The organism is Clostridium bornimense (genome assembly GCF_000577895.1).
In the GTDB taxonomy this organism is placed as follows: Bacteria; Bacillota; Clostridia; order Clostridiales; family Clostridiaceae; genus Clostridium_AN; species Clostridium_AN bornimense.
In genome coordinates this window covers 2,124,776-2,143,195 of sequence record NZ_HG917868.1, presented here as the reverse complement: position 1 = coordinate 2,143,195, position 18,420 = coordinate 2,124,776, and the positions used below count along the sequence as shown (strand labels likewise).

At 29.3% G+C, this 18,420-nt stretch carries 19 protein-coding genes; 17 read left to right on the top strand and 2 right to left on the bottom strand.

The features are described from left to right. Positions 1–58: 58 nt before the first annotated feature. From CM240_RS09650 to phoU, 17 genes are all read left to right on the top strand, one after another. Positions 59–1,117 carry a type IV pilus twitching motility protein PilT gene (locus tag CM240_RS09650; protein ID WP_044038834.1) on the top strand — a complete coding sequence of 353 codons (1,059 nt, stop codon included), beginning with the start codon at positions 59–61 and terminating at the stop codon, positions 1,115–1,117. Positions 1,118–1,265: 148 nt separating this feature from the next. Beyond that, on the top strand, positions 1,266–2,531 hold the full coding sequence (locus CM240_RS09645; RefSeq protein ID WP_044038832.1) for a glycosyltransferase family 2 protein: 1,266 nt from the start codon (positions 1,266–1,268) through the stop codon (positions 2,529–2,531). 199 nt (positions 2,532–2,730) lie between these two features. Next, positions 2,731–3,960: a cell division protein FtsA gene (gene ftsA, locus CM240_RS09640; RefSeq protein ID WP_044038830.1), complete on the top strand. Its 1,230-nt coding sequence runs from the start codon at positions 2,731–2,733 to the stop codon at positions 3,958–3,960. Positions 3,961–3,979: 19 nt separating this feature from the next. Beyond that, positions 3,980–5,098: a cell division protein FtsZ gene (gene ftsZ / locus CM240_RS09635; protein ID WP_044038826.1), complete on the top strand. Its 1,119-nt coding sequence runs from the start codon at positions 3,980–3,982 to the stop codon at positions 5,096–5,098. Positions 5,099–5,722: 624 nt separating this feature from the next. Then, entirely contained in the window at positions 5,723–6,523 is an 801-nt protein-coding gene (locus CM240_RS09630; RefSeq protein ID WP_044038824.1) for a sigma-E processing peptidase SpoIIGA, read from the top strand. Between the two features lie 11 nt (positions 6,524–6,534). Further along, positions 6,535–7,254: an RNA polymerase sporulation sigma factor SigE gene (gene sigE, locus CM240_RS09625; protein WP_044038822.1), complete on the top strand. Its 720-nt coding sequence runs from the start codon at positions 6,535–6,537 to the stop codon at positions 7,252–7,254. A 62-nt stretch (positions 7,255–7,316) separates the two neighbouring features. Continuing rightward, positions 7,317–8,087: an RNA polymerase sporulation sigma factor SigG gene (gene sigG, locus CM240_RS09620; RefSeq protein WP_044038820.1), complete on the top strand. Its 771-nt coding sequence runs from the start codon at positions 7,317–7,319 to the stop codon at positions 8,085–8,087. 274 nt (positions 8,088–8,361) lie between these two features. Beyond that, positions 8,362–8,616: a YlmC/YmxH family sporulation protein gene (locus CM240_RS09615; RefSeq protein WP_044038818.1), complete on the top strand. Its 255-nt coding sequence runs from the start codon at positions 8,362–8,364 to the stop codon at positions 8,614–8,616. Between the two features lie 50 nt (positions 8,617–8,666). Beyond that, on the top strand, positions 8,667–9,122 hold the full coding sequence (gene nrdR / locus CM240_RS09610) for a transcriptional regulator NrdR (RefSeq protein WP_044038816.1): 456 nt from the start codon (positions 8,667–8,669) through the stop codon (positions 9,120–9,122). An 87-nt stretch (positions 9,123–9,209) separates the two neighbouring features. Continuing rightward, entirely contained in the window at positions 9,210–9,899 is a 690-nt protein-coding gene (gene pgeF / locus CM240_RS09605; protein ID WP_044038783.1) for a peptidoglycan editing factor PgeF, read from the top strand. Between the two features lie 11 nt (positions 9,900–9,910). Beyond that, positions 9,911–10,609, top strand: coding sequence for a response regulator (locus CM240_RS09600; protein ID WP_044038781.1), 699 nt, complete (start codon positions 9,911–9,913; stop codon positions 10,607–10,609). Between the two features lie 3 nt (positions 10,610–10,612). After that, positions 10,613–12,313, top strand: a complete 1,701-nt coding sequence (gene pnpS / locus CM240_RS09595; protein ID WP_044038779.1) for a two-component system histidine kinase PnpS — start codon at positions 10,613–10,615, stop codon at positions 12,311–12,313. 114 nt (positions 12,314–12,427) lie between these two features. Continuing rightward, complete coding sequence (locus CM240_RS09590; RefSeq protein WP_044038777.1) at positions 12,428–13,294, top strand: phosphate ABC transporter substrate-binding protein; 867 nt, start codon at positions 12,428–12,430, stop codon at positions 13,292–13,294. Between the two features lie 92 nt (positions 13,295–13,386). Next, complete coding sequence (gene pstC, locus CM240_RS09585; protein ID WP_044038775.1) at positions 13,387–14,283, top strand: phosphate ABC transporter permease subunit PstC; 897 nt, start codon at positions 13,387–13,389, stop codon at positions 14,281–14,283. Continuing rightward, positions 14,283–15,155: a phosphate ABC transporter permease PstA gene (gene pstA / locus CM240_RS09580; protein WP_044038772.1), complete on the top strand. Its 873-nt coding sequence runs from the start codon at positions 14,283–14,285 to the stop codon at positions 15,153–15,155. The genes pstC and pstA overlap by 1 nt, the downstream gene beginning before the upstream one ends. Before the next feature lie 12 nt (positions 15,156–15,167). Further along, positions 15,168–15,932, top strand: a complete 765-nt coding sequence (pstB, locus tag CM240_RS09575) for a phosphate ABC transporter ATP-binding protein PstB (protein WP_044038770.1) — start codon at positions 15,168–15,170, stop codon at positions 15,930–15,932. A 17-nt stretch (positions 15,933–15,949) separates the two neighbouring features. Beyond that, entirely contained in the window at positions 15,950–16,606 is a 657-nt protein-coding gene (gene phoU / locus CM240_RS09570) for a phosphate signaling complex protein PhoU (protein ID WP_044038768.1), read from the top strand. A gap of 111 nt (positions 16,607–16,717) precedes the next feature. Here phoU and CM240_RS09565 read toward each other — a convergent pair whose 3' ends face one another. Together CM240_RS09565 and CM240_RS09560 are read right to left on the bottom strand one after the other, a co-directional pair. Beyond that, the gene (locus CM240_RS09565) at positions 16,718–17,614 is read right to left on the bottom strand and encodes an IS3 family transposase (protein ID WP_084485331.1); all 897 of its coding nucleotides are present in this window, start codon (positions 17,612–17,614) and stop codon (positions 16,718–16,720) included. Next, positions 17,608–18,288, bottom strand: a complete 681-nt coding sequence (locus CM240_RS09560) for a helix-turn-helix domain-containing protein (protein WP_044035761.1) — start codon at positions 18,286–18,288, stop codon at positions 17,608–17,610. Before CM240_RS09560 ends, CM240_RS09565 begins: the two co-directional genes overlap by 7 nt. Positions 18,289–18,420 lie beyond the last annotated feature (132 nt).

The window sequence follows — 18,420 nt, the reverse complement described above, 5'->3', positions numbered from 1 at the left end:
ACTTTTTTTATAAATATTATATAATTATAAATATAATGAAATAAAGAAGGTGAGATATTTGGCTACATTAAAAGATTTATTAAGAGAAATCGTTACCAAAAAAGGGTCGGATTTACATTTAACTGTGGGAGTTCCACCAGTGATAAGAATGAATGGTAAATTAGTGCATACTGATCATGACCCATTAACACATAACGAATTAGATGGTTATGTGAAAGAAATTTTAACCTTGGAAGAGTATAGAAGATATAATAATAAAGGAGAATTAGACAAATCATATTCACTTAATGGTGTAGGTAGATATAGAGTTAATGTATTTAAACAAAGAGAGCATGATGCTATAGCAATAAGACTTATAGGTTTAAAAGTTCCTGAATTAGATACTTTGAATTTGTCACCAGTAGTCAGGGACTTAACAACTAAAAAAAGAGGACTAGTTTTAGTAACAGGTCCAACAGGAAGTGGTAAGTCTACTACTTTAGCAGCTATGATAAATGAAATCAATGACACAAGAGCTGAACATATTTTGACACTGGAAGATCCAATAGAATATTTACATAGACATAAAAAATCTATAGTAAATCAAAGAGAAATAGGTAATGATAGTGCAAATTATAATAATGCATTAAAAGCTGCATTGAGAGAAGACCCAGATGTTATTCTGATAGGAGAAATGAGAGATTTAGATAGTATATCCATTGCTATAACTGCTGCTGAAACAGGTCACTTGGTATTTTCAACATTACATACCATAGGAGCAGCTAAAACAATAGATAGAATTATAGATGTATTTCCTCCACATCAGCAACAACAAGTTAAAGTACAATTATCAGGAGTATTACAAGGAGTAATTTCACAGCAATTGCTACCACTTACAGAAGGTAGAGGAAGATGTGCAGCGCTAGAAGTTATGACAATTACTCCAGCAATACAAAGTTTAATAAGAGAAGGAAAAACACATCAAATTCAGTCATCAGTTCAAACTGGATCAAAGTATGGCATGCAGACAATGGATATGGCTATTGCAGATTTATATAGAAAAAATGAAATTACGATTGAAACTGCTATGGAATATGCAGTAGACCTAGATGCTTTACAAAGAATGCTATATATTTAGAATATAATTATAATAATTAAGAATAGTGGATAGGCAATAAGGACATAATGTTAATAAAGACATTATGTCTTTATTATTTTTTACAGAAGAAAAAGTTGGAGAAAATATAAATTATATTGGCTCGATGAAGAACTAGGGGGAAAATAAATTGATTATTATAAGACATATAATTTCTTTTGTTATTGTTATTATATCAAAAATAACATTTATGTATTTGATATATCAATTAATTATGAGTTTGATGGGAATCTATATGAAAAAAGATGAAGAAGAAGTTAAAGAAAAAAAATCTTTTGCGTTATTAGTAGCAGCTCATAATGAAGAAAAGGTAATATCAGATATAATAAAGTCGTTAAAGCTTATGGATTATCCCAAAGACAAATATGATATTTTTGTAGTTGCAGATAATTGTGATGATAAGACGGCTAAGATAGCAAAAGACAATGGAGCGATAGTATATGAACGACATGATTTAAAAAATCAAGGAAAAGGATATGCTATGGAGTGGATGTTTAAGAAAATATTTAGTATGGATAAACAATATGATTCTATAGCAATTTTTGATGCGGATAATTTAGTATCAAAGAATTTTTTAAATGCAATGAATAAGAAGTTGTGCCAAGGGTATAAGGTTGTACAAGGATATTTGGATAGTAAAAACCCAGAAGATTCTTGGATAACAGGATGTTATTCATTAGCGTTTTGGCAGAATAATAGGACTGTACAATTGGCAAAACAAAATATAGGTTTATCTGCACAACTTGGTGGAACGGGTTTTTGTATAGATATTGATACTCTTAAGTCTTTAGGATGGGGAGCAACTTGTCTAACAGAAGATTTAGAATTTACTTGTAAGTTGGTAAGCAAAGGAGAAAGGGTAGGATGGGCTCATGATGCAGTAATTTATGATGAAAAGCCTCTAACATTAAGACAATCATGGAATCAAAGAAAAAGATGGATGAAAGGCTTTGCAGATGTATCATCGAGATATTTTGTAAAACTAATAAAATATGGAGTGACACATAGAAGTTGGACTGCTATAGATTGTGCTATATATAGTATTCAGCCATATTTTACTGTTGCTATGGGAGTAACATTAATATATAGTTTATATCAAGGTTTGGTAACTATAATCACATATGATGTAATGGATATTATAAATATAAAATTAAATATTGCAATGATATGTATGACGACATCAATGTTATTTTTATATTACATATATTACTTATTTATAATGTCATTAGATAAGAAATTGTCGTGTAAGATGATTTTTTATTATGTTGTGTTATACTATTTCTATTTATTAACTTGGATGCCTATTTCTTTCCTTGGAATAATAGAAAAGAATAATAAAGAATGGTGCCATACGATACATACTAGAAGTGTGGATATATCGGAAATGGATATTTAGAATTTGAATATTTTTATATAAAAAAGGAATTAAGAAGCAAATTATATTAAGGACCGAAGGAGGTCCTTTTATTATGGGGTATTTTAATTAATATAATTTAACTTATTTTACTAAATAAATTTTTTACTAATAAGAAGGAAATTAAAGGTTTGTGTTGAATAAAATATAAAGTGGGTTCTCTATAGAGAGGTGAAACTAAATGAAGGAAATGATAGTTGTGTTGGATATCGGGACAACTAAAATATCAATGACATATGGAGAGATAAATAAAGAAGGAGAATTAAGTATTTCTGGATATGAAGAGGTTACAGCAACTGGATTATCAAATGGAGTAATAGTAAATATAGATAAAACAGTAGAAGAAGTATTATTAGTTAAGAAAAAGCTAGAAAAATTTATTGGAATATGTATAGATAAAGTATATTTACTGCTGTCAGGAAATATTTGTAGTATATATAAAAACAGAGGGATGATAGCTATATCATCAGAAGAAAAGGAAATAACTCCTAATGATATAAAAAGGGTTATAGACGTTACTACAGCAATACCTACTAGTAAACATAATACTATTATTGGTGTAGATCCTTATGAGTATGTTGTAGATGGAATAAGAAATGTATCAGATCCAATAGGTATGATTGGTCATAGATTAGAATTAAAAGCTAATATTATTATATCAAAGACATCTATTATTACAAATTTGGAGAAGGTAGTTGAAAAAATAGGCCTAAAAGTATTAGGAAGAGTATTGCAACCTATTTCAATTTCTAATATTATATTAAGAAGAGAGAAAGTTAATTATGTGACTTCAATAGTAGATGTTGGAGGAGAAAGCACAGGAGTTTCTATTTTTGAGGGAAGTAATTTAGTTGATATGTACACAATTCCATTAGGTGGAAAGAATATAACTAAAGATATAGGTTATTTTTTTAAATTATCTTTCAATACAGCAGAGGCTATTAAGAAATCATTAATAGATTTTTCTATAGGTTACGATGAGGAAGAAGAAGTCTTAATTGAAAATTCATTCCACGAAAAGGTAACTATAAAGAAGTCTTTATTAAATGATGTAGCATATGATAGAGTTGAAGAAATTCTAAATATGATTAAAGATAGTTTTAAAAGATACGATAAATCTATAAATAGGGTTGTTCTTGTAGGCGGTGGACTTGGAGAATTCCCTGGGATAGAAGAAATTATTAAATATAATCTTAAGATACCGTGTATGGTATATAAAGAGAGGTTATTTGACGAAGAAAAAAGTCTGTTAGCACCGTCGATAGCGGCGATTAAAGATGAATATAATAATTACTTTCCTTTAAAAGAATTAAATCAAAAACATGGAGATAAGGAAGTTGAACAACAAGAGGTAAGTGGAAAAGTGGGAATAGTAACCAAATTAAGAGCTTTTATTGATGAGTTTCTGTGAGGAAGAGGAGGATAACATAGTGCTAGATTTTGATGTTGATGTAAGTGCATTTGCGCAAATAAAAGTAATTGGATGCGGTGGCGGAGGAAATAATGCCGTTAATAGAATGATTGAAGAAGGACTTAAAAATGTTGAGTTTATTGCTGTTAATACAGATAAGCAAGCATTAGCTTTATCAAAAGCAAGTCAAAAAATACAAATTGGAGATAAATTAACTAAAGGATTAGGAGCAGGTGCAAATCCTGAAGTTGGTGGAAAAGCTGCTGAAGAAAGTAGAGAAGAGATAGAAGCATCACTTAAAGGAGCAGATATGGTATTTATAACTGCCGGTATGGGTGGTGGAACAGGAACAGGTGCGGCACCAGTTGTTGCTGAAATTGCAAAATCAATGGGTATTCTTACTGTCGGTGTTGTAACTAAACCATTCCCATTTGAGGGTAGAAGAAGAATGATGCATGCAGAAATGGGAATAAAAAATTTAAAAGAGAGAGTAGATACATTAGTAACTATTCCTAATGAAAGATTATTATCAATAGTTGATAAAAAGACATCATTAGTGGATTCTTTTAAATTAGCTGATGAAATATTAAGACAAGGGGTTCAAGGTATATCTGACCTTATTACTATACCAGGACTTGTAAATCTTGACTTTGCAGATGTTAGAACTGTTATGTTAGATAAGGGACTAGCACATATGGGTGTAGGTACAGGAAAAGGTGATAACAGAGCAGAGGAAGCTGCTAAACAAGCAATATCATCACCACTTTTAGAAACTTCAATTAAAGGAGCTACAGGTGTACTTATTAATGTTACTGGTGGATCTGATTTAGGTCTATTAGAAATTAGTGAAGCGGCAGAAATAGTTCAAGATGCAGCAGATCCAGATGCACATATCATATTTGGTGCAGTAATAAATGAATCTATGAAAGATGAAATTAGAATTACTGTAATAGCTACTGGATTTGATGAGGCAAGTTCAATAAATAAAGAAAAACCAAGTTTATTTGGTAAACCAGAAAGAAAAGAAGAAGTAGAAGAAAAGAAAACTGTTCAAGAAGAAGTAGCAGCTACATCAACATCTTCTGAAAGAGATGATATAGATATACCTACTTTCTTAAGAAAGAGACATAGATATTAATAGAGTGATATAAAAAGGTGATTCATCGAGAGATGAATCACTTTTTTTAATTCACAATTGTGGTGGGAATTCCTGAGGAATTTCTTGGATTATAAGTACATAAGTTTGGGGTTATAGAGTAGACTAGTTTTCTTAAATTAGTTATTTTTTATACAAAAGTCAGTACGGGGGCTAATGAAAGTTGCGCTTTCATGTAGCTTGAGGATATATCTTTGTAAGATCGGGATATAGTAAAAGTTCATATTGAAACCTGTTCTAGTTAAGTAGTGGTGAGGGAAGAATGAATTGTTGTTTTATAACAACACTTAAGTATAACAGTTTTATATATGAAAAAAATTAAAGAATGATTAGGAAATCATATAATTACAATATATAACATTAATTTTGTATTAGTATGAAAAACAATCTTTATTGTAAATCATGAATTAATTCTAGTTGAGGATTAAGAAGTGATAATAATCAATTGATTTTAATTGTAGCTTGTGAATGGTGAATTATGAATTTTATTGATAAGTCAGTCGAAATAGAAAAATAAATAAAAAATAAAAAAAAAAGATTATTTCCAATAATTTACAAATTTTTGATTTAGTATAAACTATAATATATACAAAGGGAGGGAGTAAGATGATTGTTTACTTAGACATTTTACTCATAGAAAATTTTATTGTTAATTTTTTTCTCCTTTATATAACTATAAAAAGTTTATCTATAGAAATTAATTACAAAAGATTATTGGCTTCGTCTATGTTAGGAGCATTATATGTTATCACCTATTTTTATAATTTTAATGGAATTTTAACTAGTTTACCTTTTAAGATTATTGTGGGATATTTATTAGTTGCAATAGTTCTTAAAAAAAATACAATAAGGATGAAGATAAAAGGAAGCGTTTTATATCTTCTTTATACTGTATTGTTAGCGGGGATATGTTTTTTTCTAGCGCAAAATTCAAAAGTATATATATATAGGGGATTCATATTTAATTTTTCTTCGAAAAAATTACTGTTGTCTTTAATACTTATATTCTTTTTGTTAGATCGTATGTATAAATTTATTAAAGATTCTTTATTTGTAAATAAGTTTATATATAATATGGAATTAATTCTTGGAGATGAGATTATAAAGTTAAAAGGTTTTTTAGATACAGGTAATGAATTAAGAGAGCCCATTACTAATTTACCTGTAGTTTTTATAGAATCTACTCTAATAGATAAAAATTTAATTGATGAAGATCAAATGATAACAATAAGTTATAAAGTAGTAAATGATAGGAATTTGGAAGTTAAAGCCTTTAAGCCAAAGGCGCTAATAGTTCATAGAGGGGAAGAAAGAAAAGTAGTAGATTGTTTTATTGCATTATCTGAAGGTAGTTTAAGCAATGAAAATAAGTTTAATGCCCTTCTCTCAAGAGGAGTAATTTATTAGCGGGGGGAGTTATGATTAGATTAGTAAGATTTATAAAGAAGATATTAAAAGTTCTTAAAATAGAAAATATATTAGAAAAAAAGTCAGTACACTATATTGGAGGAAGTGATACACTTCCTCCACCATTATCTAAAGATGAAGAAGAAGAACTTATAGAAAGATTAAAAGCAGGGGAAGAAGATGTAAGAAGAATATTAATAGAACGTAATTTAAGACTTGTAGTGTATATTGCAAGAAAATTTGAAAATACAGGATTAACTATAGAAGATCTTATTTCTGTAGGAACAATTGGACTTATAAAAGCTGTAAAGACATTTGATCCAACAAAAAAAATAAAATTAGCAACCTATGCTTCTAGGTGTATAGAAAATGAGATATTAATGTACCTAAGAAGAAATTCTAAATTAAAGTCAGAAATATCTTTTTATGAGCCTCTTAATATAGATTGGGATGGAAATGAATTGTTATTATCAGATATATTGGGAACAGAAAATGATGGGGTATATAATGTTTTAGAAGATGAGGTAGATAAACAGTTGTTAGTTTTAGCATTAAAAAAATTAAATGTAAGAGAGAAAGAAATTGTAGAGTTAAGATATGGACTTAATGGGAAAGGTGAAAAGACGCAGAAGGAAGTGGCCGATATGCTTGGTATATCACAGTCTTATATATCTAGATTAGAAAAAAGAATAATTAAACAACTGAAGAAAGAAATTAATAAAATGGTTTGATGAATAAAAGTTGGCTTTAGAGGAGATAATGTAACTGTCATTACTCTTGAGGAGCTGATTATATGATAAACAAAGTGGAAATATGTGGAGTTAATACTGCGAAGCTTCCAGTTTTAAAGGAAGCAGAAATGACTAAACTGATTTTAGAGATGAAAGATGGCAATATAGAGAGTAGAGAGAAGTTTATTAGAGGGAATTTAAGACTAGTATTAAGTGTTATTCAACGATTCAATAATAGAGGAGAAAATGCAGATGATCTTTTTCAAGTTGGCTGTATTGGCTTGATAAAGGCTTTAGATAATTTTGATTTAAGTCAAAATGTTAAATTTTCAACTTATGCAGTTCCTATGATTATTGGAGAAATAAGAAGATATTTAAGAGATAATAATTCTATACGAGTTAGTAGGTCGTTAAGAGATATAGCATATAGAGCATTACAAGTAAGGGATAGACTTTTAAGTGAGACTAATGAAGAACCAACAGTATCTGTAATAGCTAAAGAGCTTGATCTGCCACGAGAAGAAGTAACATATGCTTTAGATGCAATTCAAGATCCTGTATCATTATTTGAACCAATTTATAACGATGGCGGAGATGCAATTTTTGTTATGGATCAAATAAGTGATAATAAAAATTTAGATGATTCTTGGTTAGAAAACATATCTTTAAAAGAAGCTATGAAGAAGCTAACAGATAGGGAAAAGATGATTTTAAATATGAGGTTTTTTGATGGGAGAACTCAGATGGAGGTAGCCGATGAAATCGGTATTTCTCAAGCACAAGTAAGTAGGTTAGAAAAGACAGCATTAAAACATATGAAAAAACATATCTAAATTAAATCTGAATATAGAAGAAGCTGTTGCACGAAAAGAAGTGTGGCAGCTTTTTTTCAGTGCACAAGTATAAATCAGTGCACAGCAAAAAACAACACTTAAGTATAATAGCTTTATATATGCGTTAAATATATAACTTTAATTGATAATTGTAATTTGACGTCCGCGGGACTATACTATTTTCCCCACAGGGGAAAATTAACCCTCACTGTGCACTGAAATTGTGAATTGTGAAATGAGAATTATCATATATATTATAATGGAGGTGAATAATATGGGAAAAGTGAATCTTAGTTACCTTAGAGAGTTAGAAGTAATTGAGCTAAATAGTGGTGTTAGACTTGGAAAAGTTGAAGATTTAATAATTGATACAGAAATGCACAAAGTTGTATCAATTTTAGTATCCAAACCAAAAGGTCTTTTTAAAATTAATGATTGTTTAGAAGTACCATGGAATAAGATAAAGAGAATTGGTAGTGATGTTATAATAATAGATGGTGTGGAATATATTGAAAAGGCTATTACTTAATGGCTAAATATTGTATAATGTAAAAAAGTAAACAAAAGGGAGTGAGGAATATGAAATGTCCTTTTTGTGGATATTTAGAAAGTAAAGTTATTGACTCAAGATCTACAGAAGAAAGTAATGCTATTAGAAGAAGAAGAGAATGTTCAAAGTGTAATAAGAGATATACTACATATGAAAAGGTAGAAGATATACCTTTGTTAGTAGTAAAGAAAAATTCCACTAGAGAGTATTTTGATAAAAATAAAATTATAAATGGAATATTAATAGCAGCTCAGAAGAGACCAGTTTCTAGAAATCAAATAGAAAAAATATCGGAAGATATTGAAAAGCAGTTATCGAATTCCATGGCTACAGAGGTCAAATCACAAGAAATTGGTGAAATGATAATGGATAGATTAAAAGAAATTGATGAAGTTTCTTATGTTAGGTTTGCATCAGTATATAGACAGTTCAAGGATATTAATACTTTTATGGAAGAAATAGAAAGTTTGATGAAGAAAAAATAGTCCTAGGGGCTATTTTCTTTTGTTAAATAAAAGTTAAATATAAATTTTAAATATTAAAAATATGTTATATTGAAGAGGTGGATAGTAATGTTAACTACTATAGAAGGTAAAAGATTTTTAGTTGAGAAGGATGATAATATAGATGTAGTAATATCAACTATAGATAATAATTTTAATATCAGTAGTGATAGTTTTCAGAGTAATATGGAGTTTTTGAAAAAGGCTCTAGCTGTGGATGAAATAGGATATTCAAGACAAATACATTCTACAATAGTTAACCGCTGGGATGGGGAGATTAAGGAAGGGGATGCGCTTGTATGTGAAAATAAAAATACAGCTATAGGTGTTTTCACTGCAGATTGTGTTCCTATTTTAATTTATTCTAAAAATAAAAATGTCATAGCAGCTGTTCATAGTGGATGGAGGGGAACTTTCGAAAACATTCTTAAAAAAACTATAGATAAAATATATAGTTGTTACGGAGAAATAGAGTTAAATGCTGTTATAGGTCCACATATAAAAAAATGTTGTTATGAAGTTTCAGAAGAATTAATAGATAAGTTTAAATCTATAGATTATCTTAAAGATAGAAATATTAATAACGGTAGAAATTTGGATCTTACAGCTATAATAAAAATACAATTAGAAAATTTAAATGTAAAGACTATAAAAGATTTATCTATGTGTACTTATTGTAGTGAAAGTATTAAATTCCATTCATATAGAAAAGAAAAAGAGAATAGTGGAAGAATTTTTTCAACTATTGTTATTAGATAAGGGGGATTATTATGAATAATGAAAAAGTACTTATTGTAGATGATGAAGAGCATATTGTAGAGCTTATAAAATTTAACTTAGAGGCTAATGGATATAAAGCAATAACAGCATCAAATGGATTGGAAGCTTTAGAATTAGCAAAGGATGAGAAACCAGATTTAATTCTTTTAGATATAATGCTACCAGGTCTTAATGGCAATGATGTATGTAAAGAAATAAGAAAAGACACAGAGATTTCTACTATTCCTATTATTATGATAACAGCTAAAGGAGAAGAATTAGATAGGATATTAGGCTTAGAATTAGGTGCAGATGATTATGTAACGAAGCCTTTTTCAGTTAGGGAATTAATGGCTAGAATTAAAGCAGTTTTAAGAAGGACTAAAGTTGAGGCTGTTAATAACACTTATAGTTTTGGTAATGTGTTTATAGATTTTAATAAACATGAAGTTGTGAAAAATGGAGAAAAAGTAGAATTAACACTTAAAGAATTTGAATTATTGCAGATTCTAATTAAGAATAGAGGAAGAGTATTAACAAGGGATTTGCTTTTAGATAAAATATGGGGTTATGAGTTTATAGGTGAGACTAGAACTATTGATGTTCACATAAGATATCTTAGAAAGAAGATAGAGGACGATGATAAAAATCCTAGATTTATTGAAACTATTAGAGGAATAGGATATAGGTTTAATAGAGATGGAGAATAGAAAATGAAAAAAAAACTTAGTATATATTTTATAAGTATTTTGATGATAACTACAGGTTTTTTATCAAGTATATTATATATAGGATCTAATTATGTAGTACAAAAAAATGAAGAGAAAAATTTAAAAAATATTAATGGATTGCTATGCAAAGTAGCAGAAGAAAATGAGGGAAAAAATTTTAGTGATATTTTTGACCCTATAATGAAAGAGAGAGAACAAAGATTAACTATCATAGGGAAAAATGGTGATGTTCTCTATGATTCAAAGAATGATATAAAAGAGTTAGAAAATCATAATGACAGACCAGAAGTTATCAATGCAAGAAAAAATGGTGAGGCAAGAAGTATAAGATTATCAGATAGTGATAATGAACAGACAATTTATGTTGCAAAGCTTATCAAAGATGACATAGTAGTAAGATTATCTATGCAGAATGTAAGTTTAAAAACAATAAATAATGTTTTTCTAAAATATTATTTATATACTTTCGTAATTATATCACTGATATCGGTGATCATATCTATGAAACTTTCTAATATATTCATAGTTCCAATAAAAGATTTAGAAGCCACTACATCTAGAGTAGCGAAAGGTGATTTCGAAAGAAAAGTAAAAGTATATTCCAATGATGAGGTTGGTCAATTAGCTACTACCTTTAATTATATGTCTGAACAGTTAAATAAATTATTGCAAGAGTTAAATGAAAAACAAACTAAACTAGAAGCAATTTTAAAGTCAATGGATAGCGGAGTTATAGCTATTGATAGAGAAGAAAAAATCATAATGATAAATCCTTACTGTGAAAAGATATTTGGTATCAAGCAAGATATAATTGGAGAAAATATAATCACCGCTATAAGAGATGCAGATTTATATGCAGTATTTAAAGATAGTACTACAGATGTTAAAGAGATAAAGGTTTATTATCCCAAGGAAAGGGAGTTTAGAATAAAAACAACAGAAATTATTAATGGATATGAAGTTATAGGAAAAGTTGCAGTACTTCAGGATATAACTGATATAAGACGATTAGAAAATATGAGATCTCAATTTGTTGCCAATGTATCTCATGAACTTAAGACTCCATTAACTTCTATCAAGGGGTTTGCAGAAACATTGAGGATTGTAGAGGATAAGGAAACAAAAGAAAGATTCTTAGACATTATAAATGGAGAAGCAGATAGGTTAACGACATTAATAAATGATATATTGACGTTGTCAGATTTAGAACAGGCAAAGGAAATGAATAATGAAGATGTTGATGTAAATAATATAATAGAATCAGTCTATATGATGTTAAAACCTTTGGCAGAAAAGAAAAATATAAGTATTACTAAAGAGTTGATAGGTACTCCTGTTATAGAGGGAGATGCCAATAAATTTAAACAGATGTTAATAAACTTAGTGGAAAATGCAATAAAATATACTGAAGATGATGGTGATGTGAAAATAATAACAAATGTTATAAATGAAAAAGTTATTATTAAAGTGCAAGATAATGGGATTGGTATATCAGAAGAGCATATTCCAAGGTTATTTGAAAGATTTTATAGAGTAGATAAGGCGAGATCTAGAGAGAAAGGTGGGACAGGATTAGGCCTTGCAATTGTAAAGTATATTGTGATTAACCTTGGAGGAACAATAAAAGTAGAAAGTAAGATTCATGAAGGAACAACGTTTACAACGGAATTTAATACTAAATAATGGAATGTTAAATTTATTTAACATTGATATAATATTTTCTTAACTTTAGTAACTTACAATGATAATTGTCAAAGGGAAATAATACAGCGATGTGAAAATGGAGGTAAGTTTTAAATGAGAAAAACTTTATTAAAAATAGTAGTATCAGCTTTAACAGTTACTATGTTAGGAGCATTTGTAGGATGTGGAGGCGGATCAGATCAAAGCGCTGACGGAGATACAATATCAGGTTCAATAATTGCAGGTGGATCAACAGCATTAGAACCATTAGTTAAGAAGACAAAAGAAGGATTTGAAGAAAAATATCCAGATGCAATTGTGGATGTACAAGGTGGAGGTTCAGGAAAAGGAATTTCAGGAGTACAAGAAGGAACTTTTCAAATAGGAAATTCCGATGTACCAGTAGCAGATAAGGTTACAGATGAAGCAGTATTAAAAGAATTAGTTGAAACAAAAGTTTGTGGAATTGGATTTGCTATGGTTGCAAACACAGATGTAAAAGTAGATTCATTAACAGTAGATCAAATTATAGATATATTTACAGGAAAAATTACTAACTGGAAAGAAGTTGGAGGAAATGATAAAGAAATTACAGTTATCGCTAGACCAACATCTTCAGGAACAAGAGCAGCATTTAAGAACACTATCTTAGGTGATGCAGAAGAAAAGAAAGATTTCCAAACAGAGGAATCATCAGGAGCTGTTAGTTCAAAAGTTCAATCAACTCCAGGTTCAATCTCTTACTTAGCTTTATCATATGTTGGTGATGGAAAAGACCTAAATGTATTAAAAATCAATGACGTTGAAGCAAATACCGAAAATATAGCAAATGGATCATATCCTTTCTGGTCTTATGAATATATGGTTACTAAAGGTGAGCCAACTGGAACTACAAAGGCATTTATAGATTACTTAATGTCAGATGAAAATAAGTCAGTTGTAGAAGAAGAAGGATATATTCCAATGAGTGAATTAAAATAGTAGGTAACTTTTAAATGTATAGCTAGGCTTGGGAGACATAAAAACTCATGCCTAGTATTATGTTACAAAAATATATCATAGGAGAAGTGACTATGAAAGAAAAAAATATGTTGTACAAATTAAAAACAGAATACTTAGGAAAAGGATATGCTGTATTTTGCGGTTTGCTAATAGTAGTAATGACTATAACAATAATGGGATTTATAATTTCAAAAGGTATGGCAACATTCACTAAAAATGGCGTATCATTAGGAGAGTTTTTATTATCATCAAATTGGTCACCTGAATCAGAAACTGATCCTAAATATGGAGCTTTAATATTTATAGTTGGATCAACTTTCGTTTCTGTAGGAGCAGTAATCATATCTGCACCTGTAGCTATAGCCTTAGCAATATTTATGAATATTATTTCACCGAAGTTAGGTAAACAGGTATTACAACCAGCTATAGAATTATTTGTTGGAATTCCATCAGTAGTTTATGGTCTTATAGGTGTTACAGTATTTGTACCTTTTATTAGAAATACATTAGGAGGTACAGGTTCATCACTATTAACTGCAATAATCATTTTATCAATTATGATTTTACCGACAATAACTTCTATTGCATATGATTCTATTAAGGTTGTTTCTAAAGATTATATTGAAGCATCATATGGACTTGGTGCTACAAGATGGCAAACTATTTATAAGGTAGTTGTACCAGCAGCAAAAAGTGGGATACTTACAGGAGTAGTTTTAGGTATAGCTCGTGCTTTTGGCGAAGCATTAGCAGTATCAATGGTTGTAGGTAATGCAATAAAATTTGCAAAAACATTAACAGAACCTACAAGTACATTAACAGGTATTTTGACTATGGATATGACTAACACTGTATCAGGAACAGCTTGGAATGATGCAATATGGTCTTTAGCTGCATTACTTTTAATAATATCATTTATATTCATATTAATTGTTAGAGCTATAGGAAAAAGAGGTGAAATGAAATAATGAATTCAAAAACAGTTGATAAAATTTGGACTTCGGTTTTATACGTAATATCTTTTGCAGTAGTTGCCTTATTAGTTTTCCTTTTAGCTGAAATATTTATAAAAGGTTTTGGATTTTTAAATCCTAAATTTTTATTTGGAACTAAAGGTGACGATGTAATAGGAATACAGCTTTTTAATTCTTTTTATCTTTTAATTTTATCATTAACAATAACTATAATTTTAGGCGTAGGAGCAGGTATATACTTAGCTGAATATGCAAAACCAGGTAAGTTTATGGATTTTGTTAGATTATGTATAGAAGCTATGGCTTCATTACCTTCTATAGTTGTTGGATTATTTGGATATCTTATTTTTGTTGTTTATACTAAATGGAGTTTTACTTTATTTGCAGGGGCAGTAACATTAACAATTTTAAACTTGCCTTCAGTGACGAGAGTTGCAGAAAACGCGATAAGAGATGCATCAGCAAATATTAAAGAAGCCTCTTTAGGACTTGGTGCTACAAAATGGCAAACAATTGTTAAATTAATATTACCAACAGCGTTTCCGCAAATATTAACTGGTATTATTTTAGCAGCAGGAAGAATTTTTGGAGAAGCAGCAGCGTTAATATATACAGCAGGAACTAATGCATCAAGAATAAATATGGCTGCAAGTATAACATCTAAAGCTAATCCATTTAATATTTTTAGACCGGCAGAAACATTATCTGTTCATATATGGAAGTTAAACGCTGAAGGTACAGCTAATAATGCAGTACAAATTGCAGCTCAATCAGCAGCGGTTTTAGTTGTAATGGTATTAATTTTCAATATATTAGCAAGGGTTTTAAGTAGAGTTGTACATTCAAGGTATACAGGAAGTAAGTAAGGGAGATAAATTATGAGTGAGAAGAATTATATAATAAAAAGTAAGAATCTAAATTTATATTATGGACAAAATCATGCTTTAAAGAATATAAATATGGATATAGAATCAAATAAGGTTACAGCACTTATTGGACCTTCTGGATGTGGTAAGTCTACATTCCTTAGAACATTAAACAGAATGAATGATCTTATTGATATAGTTAAAATAGATGGTGAAGTTATTTTTGAAAATGAAAATATATATAAAAATGATTACGATGTAATTGAGCTTAGAAAAAGAGTAGGAATGGTATTTCAAAAGCCAAATCCATTTCCAATGTCCATTTATGATAATATAGCATATGGTCCTAAAATACATGGAATAAAAAATAAGACTCAATTAGATGAAATTGTAGAAAAAAGTTTAAGAGGAGCAGCTCTTTGGGATGAAGTAAAAGATAGACTTAAAAAATCTGCTCAAGGACTTTCAGGTGGTCAACAACAAAGACTATGTATAGCTAGAACATTAGCTGTTGAGCCAGAGGTTATATTAATGGATGAGCCTACATCAGCATTAGATCCTATATCAACTTCAAAAGTTGAAGAACTTATGGAAAATATAAAAGAGAAATATACAGTAGTAATAGTTACTCATAATATGCAACAAGCAGGTAGAATTGCAGATAAGACAGCATTCTTCTTAAATGGGGAAGTTATTGAATATGGTGACACAGAAGAGCTGTTTAGAAACCCTAGAGATAAGAGAACAGAGGATTATATAACTGGAAGATTTGGTTAAAAATAGGGAGTGGTAATATGTCAAGAAAAGCATTTGATAAAAGTTTACACAATATGCATAATGCATTGTTAAGAATGGGAAGCAAGGTAGAAAAACAACTTAGAACTTCAATAGAATCTTTAGAAAAAAGAGATATAGAGTTAGCTAAACAAGTTGTAAAAGAAGATGATAAAGTTGATGATATGCAAAAAGAGATAGAAAATATGTGTATAAGTTTAATTGCTATGGAGCATCCGTTAGCGAGTGATCTTAGAGATGTATTTTCAGGTATTAAGATAGCAACAGATTTAGAAAGAATGGGAGATCATGCTGTTGATATCGCAAAGATAACTAAAAGAATTAGTGCAGATAATGAAATTGAAATTATGCCTGATCTTGTTAATATGACATCTATAGTAATTGAAATGATAAAAGGATGTTTAGATGCATATATAGATAAAAATTTAGATAAGTGTTATGAAATAGCGAATAAAGATAATCAAGTAGATGATATTTATAAAAAGGTATTTAAAGATATATTTGCTGCTATGGATAAAGATAAATCTTTTATAAATGAGCATTCTCAATTTCTATTTGTATGCAAGTATTTGGAGAGATTAGGGGACAGATGTACAAATATTTGTGAATCTACAATATATCTCATTACAGGTAAAATTGAAGATTTAAACGAATAATAAATTTTAAGATTTTGGGGCTGAAGCACAATGAACTGCTCCCTGTCAAGTAGACAGGTGAAATAATAAAAATATTTAATATAGCTAATCACTTTTGTGGTTAGCTATATTTTATGCTACAGATTTTAATAAATACTCCCTATATTCTAACGGAGTCATAGAGTTGAGACGTTTTTGATATCTACGATTATTGTAATAATCTATGTACTCTATAATTGCTGCTTCTAATTCTTCATATGAATTAAATTTCTTTAAATAATACATTTCTGATTTTAACATACCCCAAAATGCTTCCATTGGACCATTATCAATACAACGTGATACTCGTGACATACTTTGAATCATATTAGCTTCTTCAAGCTTTTTCTTAAATGTTTTTGAAGTATACTGAAAACCACGATCACTATGAAAAATAGGCGTAGCCTGCGGATACTCCCTACGGGCAATATCAAATGTTTGAAACACTAGATTATTATTATTTGAATGCCCAATTACAAAAGAGACAATACTCTTATCAGAAAGATCTAGAATTGCACTTAAATATGCTTTCTTTCCAATACCATACTTCATTTCCGTTACATCTGTGAGCCACTTTTCACCAAATTTATCTGCATAGAAATCTCTATTTAGAATATTATCAGCTACAGTTTCAGGTGTAGATTTTTTATAAGTTTTTCGTTTTCTACGACATACTGACTTTAGATTAAGAATACACATAAGCCTATAAATTCTCTTTGGATTTACATGAAAATCATTTTCACGATTTAATTTTATAGTCATTTGTCTATATCCTAATATTCCGTTTATTTCTTCATATGATTCTTGTATAAGTGATAATAACACCTCATTAAATTTTTCATTCATACTTACTTTGCGATTCGTCCATTTATAATATGCGGAGCGTGCAATACCGGCTATTTCACATAATTCTTTAATAGAAAAAGATTTTTGCTTATGCAACTCTTGTATTGCTAAATAGATAAATTCATTTTTTGTTTTACTTAAAATCGCCTCCTTTCTATTTCGTCTAACTTTTTTAAGAATTCTATCTCCATCTGTTGTCTACGATTTTCGGCTTCAAGTAATTTGTTTTTCGCTTTTAACTTTTCTATTTCAGACATTTCATCGGCAAGCTTTCGCTTTCCACGTTTATCTAATAGTGCTTCAATGCCATTGGTTTCATATTTCTTAATCCAACTATATATTTGTTGATATGATATTTGAAATTTTTCTGCTGTTTTAGCGTAATTTTTATCATTTTCTATATAATACTTTACAATCTCAATACGTTCATTATAAGTTGTAGTTCTACCTTTAGTCATAATTGCTGTCCCTCCAACTCCAGAAGATTTTAGTTTATTATGACTATTATATATTGAAATCCATCTTTGTAGTTGCGTTTTTGAACGTATTTTATATTTTGCACAAATTTCATCTTGAGAATATAAATTTGACAAATAAGCTTCTACTGCTTGTAATTTCAATTCTTTAGAATAGCCCTTATATCCTTCCATCGTAAAGGCTTCCGCGCCTATACTATTGTAGTTACGAATCCATTGACGAAAAGATTCTAAGGCAATCCCCAGCATAGATGAAAAATGACTCATACTATTTTTACTTTTTAGATATTCCTCAACATATTTAACTTTTTCTTCAGCACTAAAATTACGTTTTTTACACATAAAAAAATACTCCCTCTCATGATAGACATTTTAATTATTTTATGTGTCTACCATAAGGGGAGCATATCACAATGAAGTTTGTGTTTCAGTTTCTTTTTTGAGTGAATAAGTAAGAGGGAATGGTGAATAGTG